General features: G+C 61.8%; 16 protein-coding genes. 7 read left to right on the forward strand and 9 right to left on the reverse strand.

From position 1 onward, the window contains the following. The first annotated feature begins 26 nt into the window (after positions 1-26). From C2L64_RS23790 to C2L64_RS23805, 3 genes are all read left to right on the forward strand, one after another. Complete coding sequence (locus C2L64_RS23790; protein WP_238554827.1) at positions 27-1,022, forward strand: ABC transporter permease; 996 nt, start codon at positions 27-29, stop codon at positions 1,020-1,022. Positions 1,023-1,257: 235 nt separating this feature from the next. Next, positions 1,258-2,412: a porin gene (locus tag C2L64_RS23795; protein ID WP_238554828.1), complete on the forward strand. Its 1,155-nt coding sequence runs from the start codon at positions 1,258-1,260 to the stop codon at positions 2,410-2,412. An 828-nt stretch (positions 2,413-3,240) separates the two neighbouring features. After that, complete coding sequence (locus C2L64_RS23805; RefSeq protein WP_007739615.1) at positions 3,241-3,516, forward strand: DUF4148 domain-containing protein; 276 nt, start codon at positions 3,241-3,243, stop codon at positions 3,514-3,516. 373 nt (positions 3,517-3,889) lie between these two features. Here the strand turns inward: C2L64_RS23805 and aroQ are convergent, their stop codons facing one another. From aroQ to C2L64_RS23840, 7 genes are all read right to left on the reverse strand, one after another. After that, positions 3,890-4,333 carry a type II 3-dehydroquinate dehydratase gene (gene aroQ / locus C2L64_RS23810; protein ID WP_007739614.1) on the reverse strand — a complete coding sequence of 148 codons (444 nt, stop codon included), beginning with the start codon at positions 4,331-4,333 and terminating at the stop codon, positions 3,890-3,892. 19 nt (positions 4,334-4,352) lie between these two features. After that, positions 4,353-5,186, reverse strand: coding sequence for a shikimate dehydrogenase (aroE, locus tag C2L64_RS23815; RefSeq protein WP_009769919.1), 834 nt, complete (start codon positions 5,184-5,186; stop codon positions 4,353-4,355). Beyond that, entirely contained in the window at positions 5,183-6,403 is a 1,221-nt protein-coding gene (locus C2L64_RS23820) for a CaiB/BaiF CoA transferase family protein (RefSeq protein ID WP_009769920.1), read from the reverse strand. The genes aroE and C2L64_RS23820 overlap by 4 nt, the downstream gene beginning before the upstream one ends. Beyond that, positions 6,403-6,861, reverse strand: coding sequence for a MaoC family dehydratase (locus tag C2L64_RS23825; protein ID WP_009769921.1), 459 nt, complete (start codon positions 6,859-6,861; stop codon positions 6,403-6,405). The genes C2L64_RS23820 and C2L64_RS23825 overlap by 1 nt, the downstream gene beginning before the upstream one ends. Before the next feature lies 1 nt (position 6,862). Then, positions 6,863-7,255, reverse strand: coding sequence for a VOC family protein (locus C2L64_RS23830; protein WP_009769922.1), 393 nt, complete (start codon positions 7,253-7,255; stop codon positions 6,863-6,865). Beyond that, complete coding sequence (locus C2L64_RS23835) at positions 7,252-8,202, reverse strand: ketopantoate reductase family protein (RefSeq protein ID WP_009769923.1); 951 nt, start codon at positions 8,200-8,202, stop codon at positions 7,252-7,254. The genes C2L64_RS23830 and C2L64_RS23835 overlap by 4 nt, the downstream gene beginning before the upstream one ends. A 161-nt stretch (positions 8,203-8,363) precedes the next feature. Then, positions 8,364-9,242 (reverse strand): DMT family transporter, encoded by an 879-nt coding sequence (locus C2L64_RS23840; protein ID WP_009769924.1) that lies wholly within the window; start codon positions 9,240-9,242, stop codon positions 8,364-8,366. 272 nt (positions 9,243-9,514) lie between these two features. Here C2L64_RS23840 and C2L64_RS23845 point away from each other — a divergent pair, with 272 nt between their 5' ends. Beyond that, a complete protein-coding gene (locus C2L64_RS23845) occupies positions 9,515-10,420 on the forward strand; it encodes a LysR family transcriptional regulator (RefSeq protein WP_009769925.1) in 906 nt (301 codons plus the stop codon). Between the two features lie 419 nt (positions 10,421-10,839). Here C2L64_RS23845 and C2L64_RS23850 read toward each other — a convergent pair whose 3' ends face one another. Continuing rightward, positions 10,840-11,619, reverse strand: a complete 780-nt coding sequence (locus C2L64_RS23850; RefSeq protein WP_238554829.1) for an IS110 family RNA-guided transposase — start codon at positions 11,617-11,619, stop codon at positions 10,840-10,842. Here C2L64_RS23850 and C2L64_RS23855 point away from each other — a divergent pair. Then, a complete protein-coding gene (locus C2L64_RS23855; RefSeq protein WP_009769927.1) occupies positions 11,554-12,309 on the forward strand; it encodes a helix-turn-helix transcriptional regulator in 756 nt (251 codons plus the stop codon). The two genes, C2L64_RS23850 and C2L64_RS23855, sit on opposite strands and share 66 nt — an antisense overlap. Before the next feature lie 29 nt (positions 12,310-12,338). Here C2L64_RS23855 and C2L64_RS23860 read toward each other — a convergent pair whose 3' ends face one another. Further along, positions 12,339-14,042, reverse strand: a complete 1,704-nt coding sequence (locus tag C2L64_RS23860) for a DHA2 family efflux MFS transporter permease subunit (RefSeq protein ID WP_009769928.1) — start codon at positions 14,040-14,042, stop codon at positions 12,339-12,341. 220 nt (positions 14,043-14,262) lie between these two features. On the opposite strand from C2L64_RS23860, the gene C2L64_RS23865 reads away from it, so the two are divergent. Both C2L64_RS23865 and mreB read left to right on the forward strand, forming a co-directional pair. After that, positions 14,263-14,922 (forward strand): alpha/beta hydrolase, encoded by a 660-nt coding sequence (locus C2L64_RS23865; RefSeq protein ID WP_039902044.1) that lies wholly within the window; start codon positions 14,263-14,265, stop codon positions 14,920-14,922. Positions 14,923-15,146: 224 nt separating this feature from the next. Next, complete coding sequence (gene mreB, locus C2L64_RS23870) at positions 15,147-16,199, forward strand: rod shape-determining protein (protein WP_007735257.1); 1,053 nt, start codon at positions 15,147-15,149, stop codon at positions 16,197-16,199. The last annotated feature ends 17 nt before the right edge of the window (positions 16,200-16,216 follow it).

A 16,216-nucleotide genomic window follows, 5' to 3' on the forward strand; every position in this document is an offset into this window, starting at 1 on the left:
ACGCAATACACAATCAGGCGGAAGTTATGTCGGAATTCCTTGAGCCCTCGAAGTCGAAATCAAACGCAAAGCCGACACGGCTACCCGCGCTTGATGAATTCTCATGGATCTGGGTTGGACTGATCCTGCTCTTCGTGTGCAGCTCCATCGTCGCGCCGGGTACGATGACGCGAGGCTCGATCCTGGCCATGCTTCCGTTTGCCGGCATTCTTGCGATCGTCGCGACGGGCCAAACGCTGGTCATCCAGCAGCGCGGACTGGACATGTCGGCCATCGGCATGGTTTCGCTCGCCGGCATTGTCATGGCCAGAACGGGATTCGCGTTCAATTCCGTCATCCTTGCCGTCATGTTTACCGTCTGCGTTGGCGGGATTGTCGGAATCATCAATGGTGCACTCATCTCACGGGTCGCGATAACGCCGCTGGTGGCGACGCTTGCCGTCAACGCGCTGCTGATTGGCTGCGCACGCTCGTTGACCGGTAACGTTCCCGTTGACGTCCCGACTACCATCCAGACCATCTCGCACGCGCAGTTCCTTGGGCTCCCGGCCAACGTCTGGTTCGCGTTCGCGTTCGTGACGACAGCGTGGATCATTACCCGCAAGACCACGGTAGGGCGCAGGTTCATCGCTGTGGGAGTGAACCCGCGCGCAGCCGAAGCCGCAGGCGTCAACGTGCTGAAGTACAGAATTGGTGCGTACCTCGCCTCCGCCGTGTGCTTTTCCGCGGCGGGCGTGCTGCTCGCCGGATTCATCGGAAGCGCGTCGCAGACTTCGGGTAACGACTATCTCCTGCCGGCCGTCGCGGCCGTGGTGGTGGGAGGCACGCCGTTCACGGGCGGTAGAGGCAGTGTCGTCGCGAGTGCCGTGGCCGCACTGTTCATGGCGCAACTCGGTCAGCTCGTGCTGGCGCTTGGCGCAGGCCCCGCTGCGCAGCTCCTCGTTCAGGCCAGCGCGATTCTGCTTGCAACCACCGTTCGCCATCTGCCATCGGCGATAAGAACGTTTCGAAAAAACGCATAGTGGAAAGTAGTAACGGGTATCTGCGCCGTTCTCTTTCGGGCACCTGTCGTATTGGCTCGAAAGGCGATCGTTTCGGGCTGGGAACCTGGGAGCGGAGAGCCGGCTGGACGCATCGTTGAACGGTATCCCGAGCACTCGGATGACGTGACCTCTTTCCGACTGGCGGTAGACGAACCGAAGCTGATTCCCGGAACGACTCGTCCGACCGGTTCAACGTTGTATCAGAGCGGCCGACGTGACTTTGCAAGCCGATTGCAGCGATCCGGCAGAGGTCGTCAAGCAATTTTTGGAGACTCTTTTTTATAGTAAGGATAACGAAATGAGAAAGATAATTTCCTGCGTAGCGCTGATGGCATGCGGTGTCTGCAACTCGTATGCGCAGAGCTCCGTCACCCTGTATGGACGCGTCGCAGCGGGTTTTGATTTCGTCACAAACGTGGCGACGCCGAATGGTCAGTCGAAAAACAATTTCAGGTTCGGCAGCAATCAATATGGATACAGCTGGTTCGGCCTGAAAGGCGACGAAGACCTCGGAGGAGGTCTGCATGCCGTCTTCAAACTCGAAAGCCTCTTCACTTCCGGCACGGGTGAGATTTTCCCCAATTCGCTTTTTACGCGCGACGCGTATGTTGGCTTGTCCTACGACAACTTTGGAAGTATCTGGCTCGGACGGGCCATGAGCCTTACCGACGAGACCGGCTGGTATATCGATCCGTTGAGCGAACAGGTGGGTACGGGCATCGCCAACTTTGCCTTTGGGCGCGCGTGGGGTCCCCGATCGAACGTCATCACCTACAACTCACCCAATTGGGCTGGCTTCTCGTTCAGAGTCCAAAACGGTTTCGGCAACGAGGCTGGCAACTTTCAGGGTAACCGTCAGTTCAGTGTGAGCGCGCAATATACGCTTGCGAGCTTTGCGGCATACGGAGTGTATGAAGAACTCCGCGATGCCAACGGAAAATTCTCTGGCCTCTATACCGCTTCGCGTGAATACATGGCGGGCGTCACTTACCAGTTGGGTCCCGTGAAGCTCTATACCGGCTTTCAGCAACTCGTTTCGTCAGGCCAGGATACCGTCCCCGATAGCTTTAATCCTTACGGGGCGACGCGCGCTCAACAAGAGTGGCTAGGCGCCTCCTGGCAGGCTACGTCCGCTCTCGCACTGCAGGCGGGCTGGTATCACGGCAACGTAAATCATGGCGGCGGCACGGGCAATCTTGCTGCCTTCGGCACCACCTATAACCTGTCCAAACGAACATTTCTCTACATGACTGTTGGAGCCATGTTCAATGGAAAACCGTCGGCATTCCCGGTTGAAACGGCGGACTCGCAACCGTTGCCTGGCCACAATCAACAAGGCGGCTATTTTGGCATCATGCACTTCTTCTGAGTGCAATTGATGACCTTGACGCACGGCCGGCTGTCAACCGGCTCAGCGTTCGCGAGGTCACGATTCGGGGACGCTGTCATGAGCTGTCATGTGGCGGCGTTCCCGGGCGATCAATCCGCGCGGGTGAGGTTCGGAAACCGCTACCCAATGCGGTCTTTCCGTAAGAAACGTGCCGATGGCAACGGGACCAACGACAGGCGCTTCGGCATAGTGCAATTTCCATGATGTGACACCCGTCATATATCACGTGTGACGCTCACAATGCGGTGCGTCGCGTCTATTGCGTCTGCCAGCAACCATGTGGCGCACGCGCGCGAAATGTCCTTCGAGCCCGGTCACGAGCCGCTTTTCTTTATCTGCAACCTCCTGATGCTATTGCTTTCGTCGCCCATGGCGGAAGCGCTCGCGCTCGCCTGTGCGTTGCAAACGTGAAAATACCGTTGCAAAGCGGCACTAGTGCAGATCGACAAAGCGAATCGGATATCGTCGTCGAACAGTCGATCGACTGTTGTCGGGCGGCATAATCGGTCTCGACATAGCGACGCGTCGCATCTCGGAGGTCGCTGGCGCACGCATTGATGCATGCAGGCCGTTCAATACCGTGGAGGCTTATCGACTTATCCACATCAACCGCTGCACTAACTGCATCGAGTTGACCGCAGTGATCTTCTAGAAGCGATTGGCTGCCGAGATTGGCGACGCCAATGCAACAGAGAGTTCGCGGAACCAGTACTTACCCTAATGATATTTACCCTATAGACTGCCTTACCTCGTGGCGAAGAAGGTTCCTTATAGCGCGCCACTAATAAATCGTTGAGGTAAGTGCTGATGAAGTTTTTCACCAAGATGGTTCTGGCTACCCTTATTGTCGCGCCCGTCGTGTCATTCGCGCAGTCCAGTCAGCAGGTAAGTCGAGCGCAGGTGCGCACCGAACTGGCGCAGTTGGAGAAAGCTGGCTACGATCCGCATGACTGGGTTCACTACCCCGAAAACATCCAGGCCGCGCAGGCGAAAGTCGCAGCACAAAATGCTACAGCCCAGGGAGTCGGCTCGGGATACGGTGGTGCTGTTGACGGAACGTCCGGAACAGCGAGCGGCCGGTAAGGCCAGGATCTATCGCGTCAATCCGGGAGTGGTGTAATTTGCGGCCGAGTGTTCCTGCCTGTGTAGGAGAACTCGGCCGCTTGTGCTTTCGTGTGCTGGTTGCTTGCACTCCTGGTGCTGCGACTTACTCTCCAGTTCTCTCCGGCGCGAGCACAATCAATTTCTCGTCCAGGTCTCTGCGAAAAATGAGAGCGACGGCGTCCACGCCAACCGTGCGATCGAATATTCGCGCCGGATGTTGAAAGCGGCCGTTCTAATGCACCGCCGCTGCGACAGCGAATATGAGTTGGGAAAGAAGAGCGTTGGAGAAGGCCGCACCAACACCAATTCGTGCTGATTCCAGCGCTGGCTCGCAGCCAGATCGCCGACGGCTTCACGCGTGATTGTTCTGAGAGACGACGGCTCGCAAGGCGAGCAGATAGCTCTCAACCCCAAAGCCGCAGATTTGCCCATCGACGATCTCCGCGAATACCGAGTGATGTCGGAACGATTCCCGGGCGTGAATGTTGGACATATGCAATTCCACGACGGGGCAGGTGAGAATAGCCAGCGCATCGCGTATCCCGTAGCTGTAGTGTGTCCACGCCCCGGCGTTGATCAGCACGGCGTCACAGCGCTCCTCGAAAGCGCGGTGAATGCGCTCGCACATTGCCCCTTCACTATTCGTCTGGAACGATTCCACCTGCACGCCAAGCTCGACGCCGAGAGCCTGCAGCCGAGCATCGATTTCGGCCAGCGTGATTGTTCCGTACTGCACCGGGTCGCGCTTGCCAAACATATTGTGGTTGATACCGTGAAGCATCAGGATCGTTTTCACTCGTCACTCCATTGCATTCTCAGTCGAGCGGCACCGTGAGCCGGTCGATCACGGCGCGGGTCTGAGGCCGCACGCCGCGCCACCACGCGAACGCTTCTGCTGCCTGCTCCACCAGCATGCCGACACCGTCCGCGACACGCAGCACACCCGCATTGCGCGCGAGTCTCAGGAACGGCGTCAGCCGCTTGCCGTAGGCCAGTTCATAGGCCGCGCCGGTCGGGCTGAAAACGCTCGGTGGAACGGGTGGGAGTTCGCCCGTCAAGCTGGCCGACGTCGCGTTGACCACGAGGTCGAACTGTCCCATCGCCTCGAGATTGGCGTAGCCGCAGGCGGCAAGCGGCCCGCTCGTGGTGACCCGGTCGACCAGCGCCCGAACCTTCGCGATGTCCCGATTGGCGACGACCAGTTCCGCGGGTCGCGCGGCAAGGAAGGGCAGCAATGCGCCACGCACTGCGCCACCCGCGCCGAGGACTAGCACGCGCTTGCCGGCCATCGGCAAGTTCAGATTGACCTCGATGTCGCGCAGCAGGCCGACGCCGTCGAAGTTCTCAGCGATGATCCGTCCGTCCTTAAAGCTCAGTGCGTTAGCGGCGCCTGCCAGTTCGGCGCGCTCGCTGCGCTCGTCGGCCATAGCGAACGCTTTCAGCTTGAACGGCGCGGTCACGTTCATGCCTTTGCCGCCCGCTGCGATGAACGCGCGCACGGTTGCAGCGAACGCGTCTTGCGGCTCCAGCGGACCTTCGATCGCCGTATAGGACATGTCCTGCCGCGTTTCTTCTGCAAAGAGACCGTGGATTAACGGGGATTTCGTATGGCCGATCGGATTGCCGATCACCGCGTATTGGTCAGTCATCGTGGCCTCACCTTTGAATACAACACACCTTCGGTCTGCATCGCGTCGATTTCGGCAGCACCGAAGCCCAGCGATTGCGCCACTTCCGCGTTGTGCTGACCGAGATCGGGCGCGACTTCGCGGATCGTCGTGTCGCAGTCCGAGAAGCGGAAGGGCAGATTCGGCAGACGCAATTTCCCGTAGCGCGGGTGCTCCTGCTCGACCACCATGCCGCGCGCGACGATCTGCGGATCGGCAAGTACCTCATCGATACGCTGCACCTTCGCGCACGGCACATCGATACCATCGAGCAGTTCAAGCACCTGCGCAACCGGTCGGCTTGCCACCCAGGGCTTTACGACGGACAGAATGTCCAACCGGTTCGCGTTGCGTCCCGCGAGGGTGTGAAAGCGTGTGTCGGTGCCAAAACCGTCCGGTCCGCCATGCGCCTCGATCAGAGCCGCGAAGCGCTTCCAGGCGTCGTCCACTTGAGCCGCGATCACGAGGTCGCCGTCGGCGGCGCGGAACACGCCATAGAGCGTCGACGTGGGCATATCATGGCCCGTCTGCTCCGGCAGGATGCCTTGCATCGTGTAGCACTGGACGGCGTATTCGTGCATCGACACCAGCGTGTCGTACAGCGCCATATCAATGTGTTGCCCGCGCCCGCTCTTCACGCGGCCAAGCAATGCGGCATTGATCGCCGCTACCGCGTGAATGCCCGTGTACATGTCGCCCAGCGAGATGCGCATCAATGGCGGCGGTTCACCGGGGGTACCGATCATCTGCATGATCCCGCTCTTCGCTTCGGCAATCAGGCCGAAACCTGCGCGGTGCGCATCGGGTCCTGTGTGGCCGTAGGCCGAGATCGAGCAGTAGACGAGGCCCGGATTGCGCGCGGACAGTTCGTCATAGCCCAGCCCGAGTTTGTTCAATGCACCCGGCCGGTAGTTCTCGACGAACACGTCCGCCGAGTCACACAGCCGCTGCATAAACTCCTTGCCGCGCGCGTCGCGCATGTTGACGCTGACGCCGCGCTTGCCCATGTTCAGTTGCAGGAAATAGCCGCTCTGCTCGTCGTCGAGCACGGTTGCGTGCTGACGTCCGGCGTCGCCGCCTGGACGCTCGACCTTGATAACTTCGGCACCCAGTGCCGCGAGACAACGCCCGACATACGGACCGGCCAGAAAATGGCTGTAGTCGACGACGCGGATACCTTCGAGAGGACGCGCTTGCATCAGAATGCTCCCGGTCGGCGCGGCACCATCAGACGATGCTCGCCATGCTGGACGACAAGGCCGTCCTGATTGATCAGTTCGGACGGCAGTACGACGATGCCCCAGCCGGGACGGCTCTTGCTCGCGCGCATCGTGCCCACGCGGAACTTCACGTGCAGCACGTCGTTGACCTTGATCGGCAGGTTGAAGTCCCACGTCCACCCAAGCGACATGCCAGGCAGGAAGCGGTATTCGCTCTGGGTCTTGAGCCCATCGGCGATAGACAGGCCAAACAGACCGTGCGCGACGATCGAGCCGAAGTGGCTCGCGTTCGCATATTCTTCGTCCACATGCACCGGCGTGTGATCGCCGGTGAGGTCGGCGTAGGCGAGAATGCGTTCCTTGGTAACGGTGTAGGTCGGGCTCACGCACACGTCGCCCTCGTTGGCATCGTCCCAGTACTTATCGATGAGCGTCATCTCAAACCTCCGCACGCGGGTTGATGTCCAGTGCCCGCGCCACGCACGAAGCGGGCTTGGCCTGAATCAGTTCGACGGCGAGGCCGTCCGGCAGGCGCAACCAGTTGCGTCCCTGTGGCATCTCGCTGACGTCATAGCGTTGCGCGGCGGCGAGCGCCGCTTCCATGTCTTCGCACATCACGCCCAGGTGGCCGAGGCGGCCTTCGGGCGCATCATGCTGCGGGTTATGGATGAATTGCAGACCGCCGAGCGTCCAGTACTGCCGTGGTTCCTCGACGGTGCCGTCGACTTCACGCATCGTCATGCCGAGCACGTCTTCGAAAAAGCGGATGTGCCAGTGGATGTCCTTCACCCAGATGGCGACATGCTCGAGATAGGCCTTGCTGCCGTTCATGCGTTTGTCTCCTTATGTTGTCGGTCGGTCATGGCGCGCTCGATGCCCTTGATGCAGGCGACCAGCGTCGCGTTGACGGGCGTCGGCACGCCGTGCCGTTGTCCCCAGCGCACGACCGCGCCGTTGATAAAGTCGATTTCAGTGATGGAGCCTTTTTCGAGGCTTTGCAGCATCGAGGTCTTGAAGGCGGAGGAAAGGCCTTCGCCAGCGAGGATCCACGGGCGTTCAGGATCAGTGGTGGAAAGCGTTACGCCAGCGGCGTGAGCGACTGCGATCGCTTCGGCGACTGCCGCGAGCGCAGCCGTCTTCAGAAGCGGCTCATCGTAGAGTTGGCCGTAGGTGAGGCCAGTGGTGCCCGTCAGCGCGCCGGTTGCGACATTGACGAGCAACTTGTCCCACATCGTGCCGACGATGTTGTCGCTGACGGTGGTGGCCAGCCCGGCGGCGTTGAAGGTTTCAGCGATCGCCATCACGCGGGAAGTGATCTCGCCGCCGAGTTCGCCGATATAAGTCGCCTTGCCAGCGACGCCGGACTCGATGTGCCCCGGATTGCGCATCACGCCGCCGACATAGGTCTTGCCGGCCAGCACGCGTCCGCGACCCACGACGTCCGCCAGCACATCTTCGTGCCCGAGGCCGTTCTGCAACGACAGGACCAGCGTGTCGGGTCCGATGAGCGCCAGGGCGCCACGCATCGCCGCATCGGTATGAAATGACTTGACCAGCACGACCACCAGATCGACGGCGCCCACCTCGGCGGCGCGCGTCGTGGCTTTTACTTCCACACGACGCGAGCCATTCGCATCGTCTACGAGCAGACCGTCGCGCCGCATGGCCTCCACATGTGTCGCCGAGCGGTTCAGCAACCACACCTCGTTGCCGCCTTCCGTCAGCGCCGCGCCGATGGCACAGCCCAGAGCACCCGCACCCAGAATCGCAATCTTCACTGCCGTCTCCTTGATATGGAGATCAAGATACGATTCGATGTTCATGTCGGCAATGCAATGGACGCAATGACGTCATTGCCATAGGCAATATGGACGGTTACCTGATGTTTGTCGAACGGCGCACAGCCACGCCGGGAGAGGCACGGCTCGTTCGCTGATGTCTATCGAAGCCGGCCCCGCGCGTGTAGCAACACGGTGCCCATTCCGCTCAGGGCGATGACGATCATCCCCAAGGCAGTCCATATGTCGGGGACCTTGCCGAAGAACGCCCAGCTGAAAAGCGTTGCGAAAGCCAGTTGTGCGTAGCCGAACGGAGTGAGCACGGCCAGCGGCGTTCTGCGCAATGCCTGCAGCATCAGCAGATGGCCAAAGGTTGCGAGCGTCGCCATCACGAGAAGCAGGCACCAACTGCCGATCGTCACCTTGCGGATTTCAGGCAGCAGGCCCGCCTGATCGACCCACAGCAATGCGGCAAGCACAATGCTGGCAACCAGTGCAGTAATGAAATTGGTGGTGATCGGGTCACCGGCGGTTGACAGCTTGCTGGACACAACCTGAAAGCATGCGAAGGTGGTTGCGGCGCCGATAGGAAAAGCGACTGTCCAGCTGAATTCGCCGCTGCCCGGCCGCACGACGATCAGCATCCCGACAAAGCCCAGAACGACCATCGACCATTTGCTTTTCGATACGTTCTCGTTAAGCAGGGTCGCGGCAAGCATCGTCGAAATCAATGGCGCCAACATCGCGAGCGATGTGGTGACGGGCAACGGCAGGTAGCGCAAGCCCGCAAATGTGCAGGCTGAATTGAGAAGGAGGAGCAGAGCGCGCAGGAGTTGCAGTTTCAACACACCGGCGTCGCGAAAATGCTGGGCGCCACGCCGTGCCTGCCAGACGCCCAGGGCGACCACCTGGAAACTGTAACGTCCGAGAAGCAGGGCAACGAGCGGTACAGCCATCCCGATGGCCTTGACGACGGAATCGCTCCCGGCGAACGTTGCCGTCGTGGCGACCATCAGCGCGACCCCGGCTTCAGCCGTCATCGGAATAGCGGGCAGGCGTGTCAATTCGACGCCTTTGTTATTCCCGGTCTGCTCACGAGCTGACGTCTCATCAGATCAGGCTCCATGCCGGACGCCGGGGAATCGCAGGGTGCGTGCTCCCCCGCAAAGGTGGAAGATTTTTCATGACGTGCTGTGACCCGGAATCGTGATTCTCAATCGTCGCTCGTCGACGTAGTGCCCACGATACAAGCCAGCGTCCATTCCCACAATGCAATGATTACAATAGCGTCATTGCGTAGCAAAATAGTACTATGAACTCAGACGAGCTTCCCGACCTCAAGTTGCTCCAGTTGTTCGATCTCCTCTACGACGTGCGCAGCGTCACTCGCGTAGCCGAGCAGCTTGGGCAGAGTCAGCCGACGGTCAGCATCTGGTTGGGACGCCTGCGCGAGCATTTGCAGGACCCGCTGTTTATCAGGACACCGGGTGGCATGGCGCCCACACCACAAGCGGATGCGTTGATCGGTCCATGCAGGGAAATTCTCGAATCACTTCGTCGGTTCGCTGCGTGGGAAATTGTGTTTGATCCCGCCACCGCAAAGCGACGCTTCCGTATTTGCATGACCGACGCGAGCCACATCACGCTCCTTCCTCGAATGTTGGCACACGTACGTGCGCAAGCGCCGGGAATCCGTCTTGAAGCGGCCAGGATCGACGGCAATACCGAGCGGGCGCTGGAATCGGGCGAGGCCGACCTCGCGATCGGCCACATACCCTGGCTTGGCGGTGGTATTTACCAGCAGCAGCTATACACGCAGGACTGGGTATGTCTGGTGAATCACCATCACCCCAGGCTCGGCGCCAAACTCGGATTGAAGCAATACCGCGTGGAAGGACATGTCGCGATTACGGCGGGAACGGGCGCGCAGCTGCTTGAGCAGGCTTTGGTGCGTGCGAATATCGATCGTGAGGTCATGCTGGAGTTGCCAGGCTTTCTTGGCCTGGGGGCAATCATCAAAAGTACGGACCTGATCGCGACGCTACCTCGCCACATCGGCGAGACACTTGCGAAAGTCAATGACTTGGCGGTCCATCCTTGCCCGGTCCCCATGGACGGTTTCGCTGTCCGGCAGCACTGGCACGCCAGATATCACCACGAAGCGGGGAATCGCTGGCTACGTGGCGTGGTGGTCCAGTTGTTCGGCACCGGTCGCTGACGAATAGCCCCGTTGAAGTCGTCAGGCGCTTATCCGACACCGGATGCAACGCGCGATTCGTCTCGAACCACCTTGAACCGGTCCACCTCGCGCATCGTCATCGTGATCGTCCCAGTCGCATTCATCGCCGGCTCCCAGAGCGGATGTCCGGCGCTAAAACACGACATTTCTTATATGGTCCCCTCCCATTTGCAAGGCAATTGTGCGTGGCGAGGAGGGTGGTTGCGGACTTCTATCCGGACTCGATCGCGGGCATGCCCGCCGGCCCCGATGGATTTCGCCGCAAAGGTCCTAATCTAATTGGCGGACTCGAGATCCGAGAAATGTCTCAGGCTTGCCTTTGCGCGGTCCAACCTGTCTTGCCATCGTTCAATTCACCTGTGCAACCGTGGATGGTTATTTGCCTTGACGCGTGAGGGTCACTGCGCGGGTGCTGCCTGATACGTTCGCCCATACGCCAGCAGTGCCCAGATCGTTCGCGCCATCTTGTTGGCCAGCGCGACAGCGACGACGTTCGTGGGACGTCGAGTCAACAGGGCACGCAGTCGTTCCGGCAGATGCTTTGCCGCTGAGATGACGGATCGGGCACCGTGGATCAGCAGCGTGCGCAAATACACGTCACCGCGTTTGCTGATGCCGCCAAGCTTCACCTTGCCCCCAGAACCGTTCTGTCGTGGCACCAGGCCCAGATAGGCGGCAAACTCTCGCCCCGAGCGGAACGTCTTTGCCTGTCCGATCACCGACACCGCCGCAGTCGCGGTGAGCACACCGACGCCGGGAATCTCCGAGATGCGGCGGCATGCATCGTCGTTGCGCCGCCAGTCGAGAATGCGTTGTTCAATCCGTGCGATCTGCTCGTCGAGCACCCGAAGTCGCGAGAGCTGGTCCTGCAGACTGTGTGTCAGCATGGCGGGCAGCTGGTCGGCCAGTGATCCCAGTGCGACCTTCTCCATTTCATGCTTGCGATCGCAACGGTGAGGAGAGTCTTTTGAGCGTTTTTCCCCGCAGACTTTGATGTATTTCCATAATTTGTTCGACCGATCGCGGCGTTGCACGGCGATGAAGCATGCAAACCGTCTGCATGCTAGTCTTGATTGGTTTCGGTCCCCAACAGGGCTAAACGGACACGTCCAATGAGTGCTGCTTCCCTCGATCCCGATTCTGTCGCGCGTTCGGCTTTCGTGCTGGGCGTGCGCCACGACGCGCTCGATCAGCCGTGGCAGAGCATGCGCCGTGCGCAGTTCGTGCAGGTCGCGGAAGGCGTGCTGGCAGTCCATACGGAAAACGGGCTGTGGGTCGCGCCGTCGCATCACGCTGTCTGGATGCTGCCGGGCGTGTTGCACAGGATGTCGTCGGCGACACCCGTCGTGCTGCGCATCCTGTACGCCGTCGAGGACGCGCTGCTCGTGCCAGCGCGCTGCTGCGTGGTGGCCGTGAATGGCCTGACGGACGAATTGCTCGGCGCAGCGTCGGAATTCGACGCGACCGCACCCGCCGATGCCGAACAGCTTCGCCTGCTGGATGTGATCGCCGACCGCCTGCCACGGCTGACGGAAGTGGCGCTGTCGCTGGTGTATCCGCGCGATCTGCGCGCGCGGCATATCGCCGATGCGCTCGCCGCCGATCCGGCGCGCGCCGGCGTGCTCGACGATTTCGCCGAGCAGGCGTCGATCACCGCGCGCACGGCGGCGCGCCTCTTCATGAAGGAAACGGGGCTGACGTTCGGCCAGTGGCGTCAGCAACTACGGCTGTTGACGGCGTTGATGCGGCTTGGCGCGGGCGCGAGCGTCACGCAGGTGGCGCTCGAGGTCGGCTATAGCGACGTGTCGTCGTTTATCGCGGTGTTCAAGGACGCGCTGGGCGAGACGCCCGCGCGCTTTTTCCGCTGAGCCTTAAGCGGCTGTTCCTGACGGCGAGATCAATGCGCGCCCGACGCATCCGCGCCACCGCCGCCGCGCGAGGGGCGCGTGATCCAGATGAGCGGAATGATCAGCACGAAGATGATCGCCGACGCATAGAAAATATCGTTGAGTCCCATCATCGCGGCCTGCGTGTTCACGGTGAAATCGAACAGCGCATTCGACGTCGAAGGGCTGACGTGCAGCAGCGTCTGCGTGTTGTCCATCTGTTGCGCGAAGACGGGGTTGTTCGCGTTGGCCTGTTCGGTCAGGCGCTCGTGATGCAGGACCGTGCGGCTGTTCCATGCCGTACCCGCGATCGACGTGCCCACCGCGCCGCAGAACACACGCACGAAGTTCGACAGGCCGGCCGCCGCCGGAATCTTCGGGCCGGGCTGCCCCGACAGAATGATGGCGGTCAGCGGCACGAAGAACATCGCCATCGGAATGCCTTGCAGCAATGTGGGCAGCACCAGATGCCACGTGTCGATCTCTACCACGTAGTTCGAGCGCATGAAGAACACGATGGCGAAACCGACGAAGGCGAGCGTCGCGATGATGCGCGCGTCCGAGCGCGGCAGCACACGGCCCATCACGGGCGCGAGGATCACCGCGAAGATGCCGAGCGGCGCGGTCACGAGGCCGGCGTCGACGGAACGGTAGTTCAGATACTCCTGCATCCATTGCGGCAACAGCACGAGGTTGCCGAAGAACACGCCGTACGCGACCGAAATCGCGATCGTCCCGCCGAGGAAGTTGCGCTGCTTGAAGAGCCTCAGATCGACGATCGGGTTCGGTTCCGTCAGCTCCCAGATCAGGAAGAACGCGAAGCTGATAACGGCCGTGACCGCGAGCGCGACGATCACCGGCGAGCCGAACCAGTCGAGATCCTTGCCCTTGTCGAGCATGATTTGCAGCGACGCGACCCACGTGACCAGCAGGCCGAGGCCGACGACGTCGATGGGCAGCTTGCGGGTCGGCGTTTCGCGCGTGCGGTAGATCATCCACGTGGCGCCCGCCGCGAAAATGCCGACGGGAATGTTGATGTAGAAGATCCACGACCACGAGTAACTATCCGTGATCCAGCCGCCGAGCGCCGGGCCCGCGATCGGGCCGACGGTCGCCGTCATCGCCCATAGCGCGAGCGCCGTCGACGATTTTGCCTTCGGCCATGAGCTGAGCAGAATGGCTTGCGACAGCGGAATCAGCGGACCCGCGACCACGCCCTGCAACACGCGCGCGAACAGCAGAATGGGCAGCGACGGCGCGACGCCGCACAGCCACGATGCAATCACGAAGCCGAGAATCGCGCCGACGAACAGCTTGATCTGGCCGAAGCGCTGCGTGAACCAGCCCGTCAGCGGAATCGATACGGCATTCGATGCAGCGAACACGGTGATGACCCACGTGCCTTCATCGACGGATACACCGAGGTTGCCCGAGATGGTTGGAATCGCAACGTTGGCGATCGAGGTGTCCAGCACGTTCATGAACGTGGCAAGCGCGACGGCGAAGGTCGCGAGCACCAGCTGGCCGCCTTGCAGCGGCGGCTGAGCGGGCGGGCCCGGCGGCCCGGCGGGCTTCGAAGGGGCGGACGACGCGTCGGGTTGTTTCGGTTCGCTCAAGCGGGTCTCCGTCGGTGAAAAGGTGTCGCGCGACCTGCGTTGCCGGGAATCGTCGCGCGGCGCAACATGGCGATGATAGTCGCAAGCGCCGAACGGCATCGGCCAGGCGCTCAGGCGCAGGCGGAGAGCGAATCAGAAATGCGTTGTCCAGTGCCGTGTCGCGCGTCGATATCAGGTGTTGGGCGCCGCAGACGTTTTGCGTGAAATCCACGCAAAAATACGGGACGCGTCGTATGCTCCCGCCTGCGCGTACGATGCGTGACTTGGCAGCGGCGCAATGCCCGCGGTGCGCGCCGCGCAATACGAAAGGATGATGGCGATGGCCTGGGAACAATTCGACAACGGCTGGCGGCTCGCACCCGCCGCGGGACCCGCGACTTCGCTGGTCGTGCTGCTGCATGGCGTCGGCAGCAATGCTCAGGACCTCGTGCCGCTCGCGGACATCTGGCGCGAAGCGCTGCCGCAAACTGCCTTCACGTCGCTCGACGGCAGCGAGCCGTTCGACGGCGGCTTCGGCGGGCGTCAGTGGTTCAGCCTGCGCGAAGTCGACGAGCAGAACCGTACGGGACGGGTCGCGGCTGCCTGGCCCGCGCTGCACAAGATGCTCGACGCTGAGCTCGCGCATCAGGCCCTCAGCTACGGCCAGCTCGCGCTAGTGGGCTTCTCCCAGGGCTCGATGATGTCGCTGCATCACGTGGCGACGAATCCGCAAGGCGCGGCCGTGGTGGTCGCGTTTTCGGGGCGGCTCGCGTCGCCCGTCACCGCGAAGAGCACCACGCCCGTCACGCTGATCCACGGCGAAGACGACGCGGTGATCTCCGTCGACGAAACCGAACGTGCCGCAATCTCGCTGCACGACGCGGGCTTCGACGTCGAAGCGTTCGCACTGCCGGGCGTCGGCCACACGATTTCCGGTGAAGGCGTCGCACTGGGCCGCGAGGCCCTCGTGCGCGCGCTTGCGCCGCTCGCCCGCGGCTAAGTCCTTCGCATTCCAATCCTCTTCTTGATACGTCGAAACGGCCGCGTGTAAGCGGCCGTAAGACGTTTTCGAATTCATCCTCCTAAAGTTCGCCGGGCATCTGCCGATATGCGATCAATAGCCGGAAAAAGTTTCCGAGGAACGCACGCGCAGCATCGCTGCGCCGTACGTTTGACGTTTTCGCTGCTTACAACGCAGCTCACTTCTTTCAAAAGAGCCTGAACATGGCCAGATCGAATGCGCAGTCATCGCTTTTTGGACGCCTTTTCCGCTCGTCCGTGGCGGTCGATCTCGGCACTGCCAATACGCTGATCTATACCGATGACGGCGGCATTGTGCTCAACGAGCCGTCCGTGGTGTGCTTCGACAAGCAGGAGTCGGCGGGACGCAAGCGCGTCGCGCTGGTCGGCAGCGAGGCCAAGCAGATGCTCGGCCGCGTGCCCCTCAACCTCGAAGCGGTGCGGCCGATGCGCCACGGCGTGATCGCCAATTTCTCCGCCGCCGAGCACATGATCCGGCAATTCGTCGATATGGCCCGTCCGCGTCCGTTCTTCGCGCGGCGCGCCGCGTTCACGATCTGCGTGCCGGCCGGCGCGACCCAGGTGGAGCGCCGCGCGATCCGCGAGGCGGCGGCTGCGGCGGGTGCGTGGAAGGTGAACCTGATCGATGAATCGCTCGCGTCGGCCGTTGGCGCGGGCTTGCCGGTGTCGTCGGCGACGGGCTCGATGGTCGTCGATATCGGCGGCGGCACGACGGAAATCGGCGTGATCGCGCTGGGCGGCACGGCGTACAACGGCTCGATTCGCGTCGGCGGCGATCAGCTGGATGCCGCCATCATCAAGCACGTGCGCAACAACTTCGGCGTGCTGCTCGGCGAGCAGACGGCCGAGCATGTGAAGAAGACCATCGGCTCGGCGCTTGCCGTCGTGCCGCCGGATACGATGCGCGCGACGGGACGCGGCGTCGACGACGGCCTGCCGCGCACGGTCGAGCTGTCGACGCAGGATGTGGTCGACGCCATCGCCGCGCCGCTGCGCCAGGTGCTGGTCGCCGTGAAGGCCGCGCTGGAAAACGCGCCGCCCGAACTCGTCACCGATATCGCGGACGCAGGCATCGTGCTGACGGGCGGCGGCGCGCTGCTCGGCAATCTTGCGCGCTATTTCAGCAATGAACTGGGTCTGGACGTGCGCGTCGCCGACGAGCCGCTCACGTGTGCCGTGCGCGGTGCCGGTGCGGCGGCGAGCGCAGGCCTGCTCGATATGGGCGCGTACGACTGACGCAATCGTTTGACATT

The organism is Paraburkholderia hospita, from assembly GCF_002902965.1.
GTDB classification, from domain to species: Bacteria; Pseudomonadota; Gammaproteobacteria; order Burkholderiales; family Burkholderiaceae; genus Paraburkholderia; species Paraburkholderia hospita.

Excerpts from the sequence above, each read along its gene's own strand:
- C2L64_RS23790 (WP_238554827.1), top strand. The coding sequence starts at position 27 with ATGTCGGAATTCCTTGAGCCCTCGAAGTCGAAATCAAACGCAAAGCCG.
- C2L64_RS23805 (WP_007739615.1), top strand. The coding sequence starts at position 3,241 with ATGAAGTTTTTCACCAAGATGGTTCTGGCTACCCTTATTGTCGCGCCC.
- aroE (WP_009769919.1), bottom strand. The coding sequence starts at position 5,186 with ATGACTGACCAATACGCGGTGATCGGCAATCCGATCGGCCATACGAAA.
- C2L64_RS23820 (WP_009769920.1), bottom strand. The coding sequence starts at position 6,403 with ATGCAAGCGCGTCCTCTCGAAGGTATCCGCGTCGTCGACTACAGCCAT.
- C2L64_RS23825 (WP_009769921.1), bottom strand. The coding sequence starts at position 6,861 with ATGACGCTCATCGATAAGTACTGGGACGATGCCAACGAGGGCGACGTG.
- C2L64_RS23830 (WP_009769922.1), bottom strand. The coding sequence starts at position 7,255 with ATGAACGGCAGCAAGGCCTATCTCGAGCATGTCGCCATCTGGGTGAAG.
- C2L64_RS23840 (WP_009769924.1), bottom strand. The coding sequence starts at position 9,242 with ATGACGGCTGAAGCCGGGGTCGCGCTGATGGTCGCCACGACGGCAACG.
- C2L64_RS23845 (WP_009769925.1), top strand. The coding sequence starts at position 9,515 with ATGAACTCAGACGAGCTTCCCGACCTCAAGTTGCTCCAGTTGTTCGAT.
- C2L64_RS23855 (WP_009769927.1), top strand. The coding sequence starts at position 11,554 with ATGAGTGCTGCTTCCCTCGATCCCGATTCTGTCGCGCGTTCGGCTTTC.
- C2L64_RS23860 (WP_009769928.1), bottom strand. The coding sequence starts at position 14,042 with ATGCCGTTCGGCGCTTGCGACTATCATCGCCATGTTGCGCCGCGCGAC.
- C2L64_RS23865 (WP_039902044.1), top strand. The coding sequence starts at position 14,263 with ATGGCCTGGGAACAATTCGACAACGGCTGGCGGCTCGCACCCGCCGCG.
- mreB (WP_007735257.1), top strand. The coding sequence starts at position 15,147 with ATGGCCAGATCGAATGCGCAGTCATCGCTTTTTGGACGCCTTTTCCGC.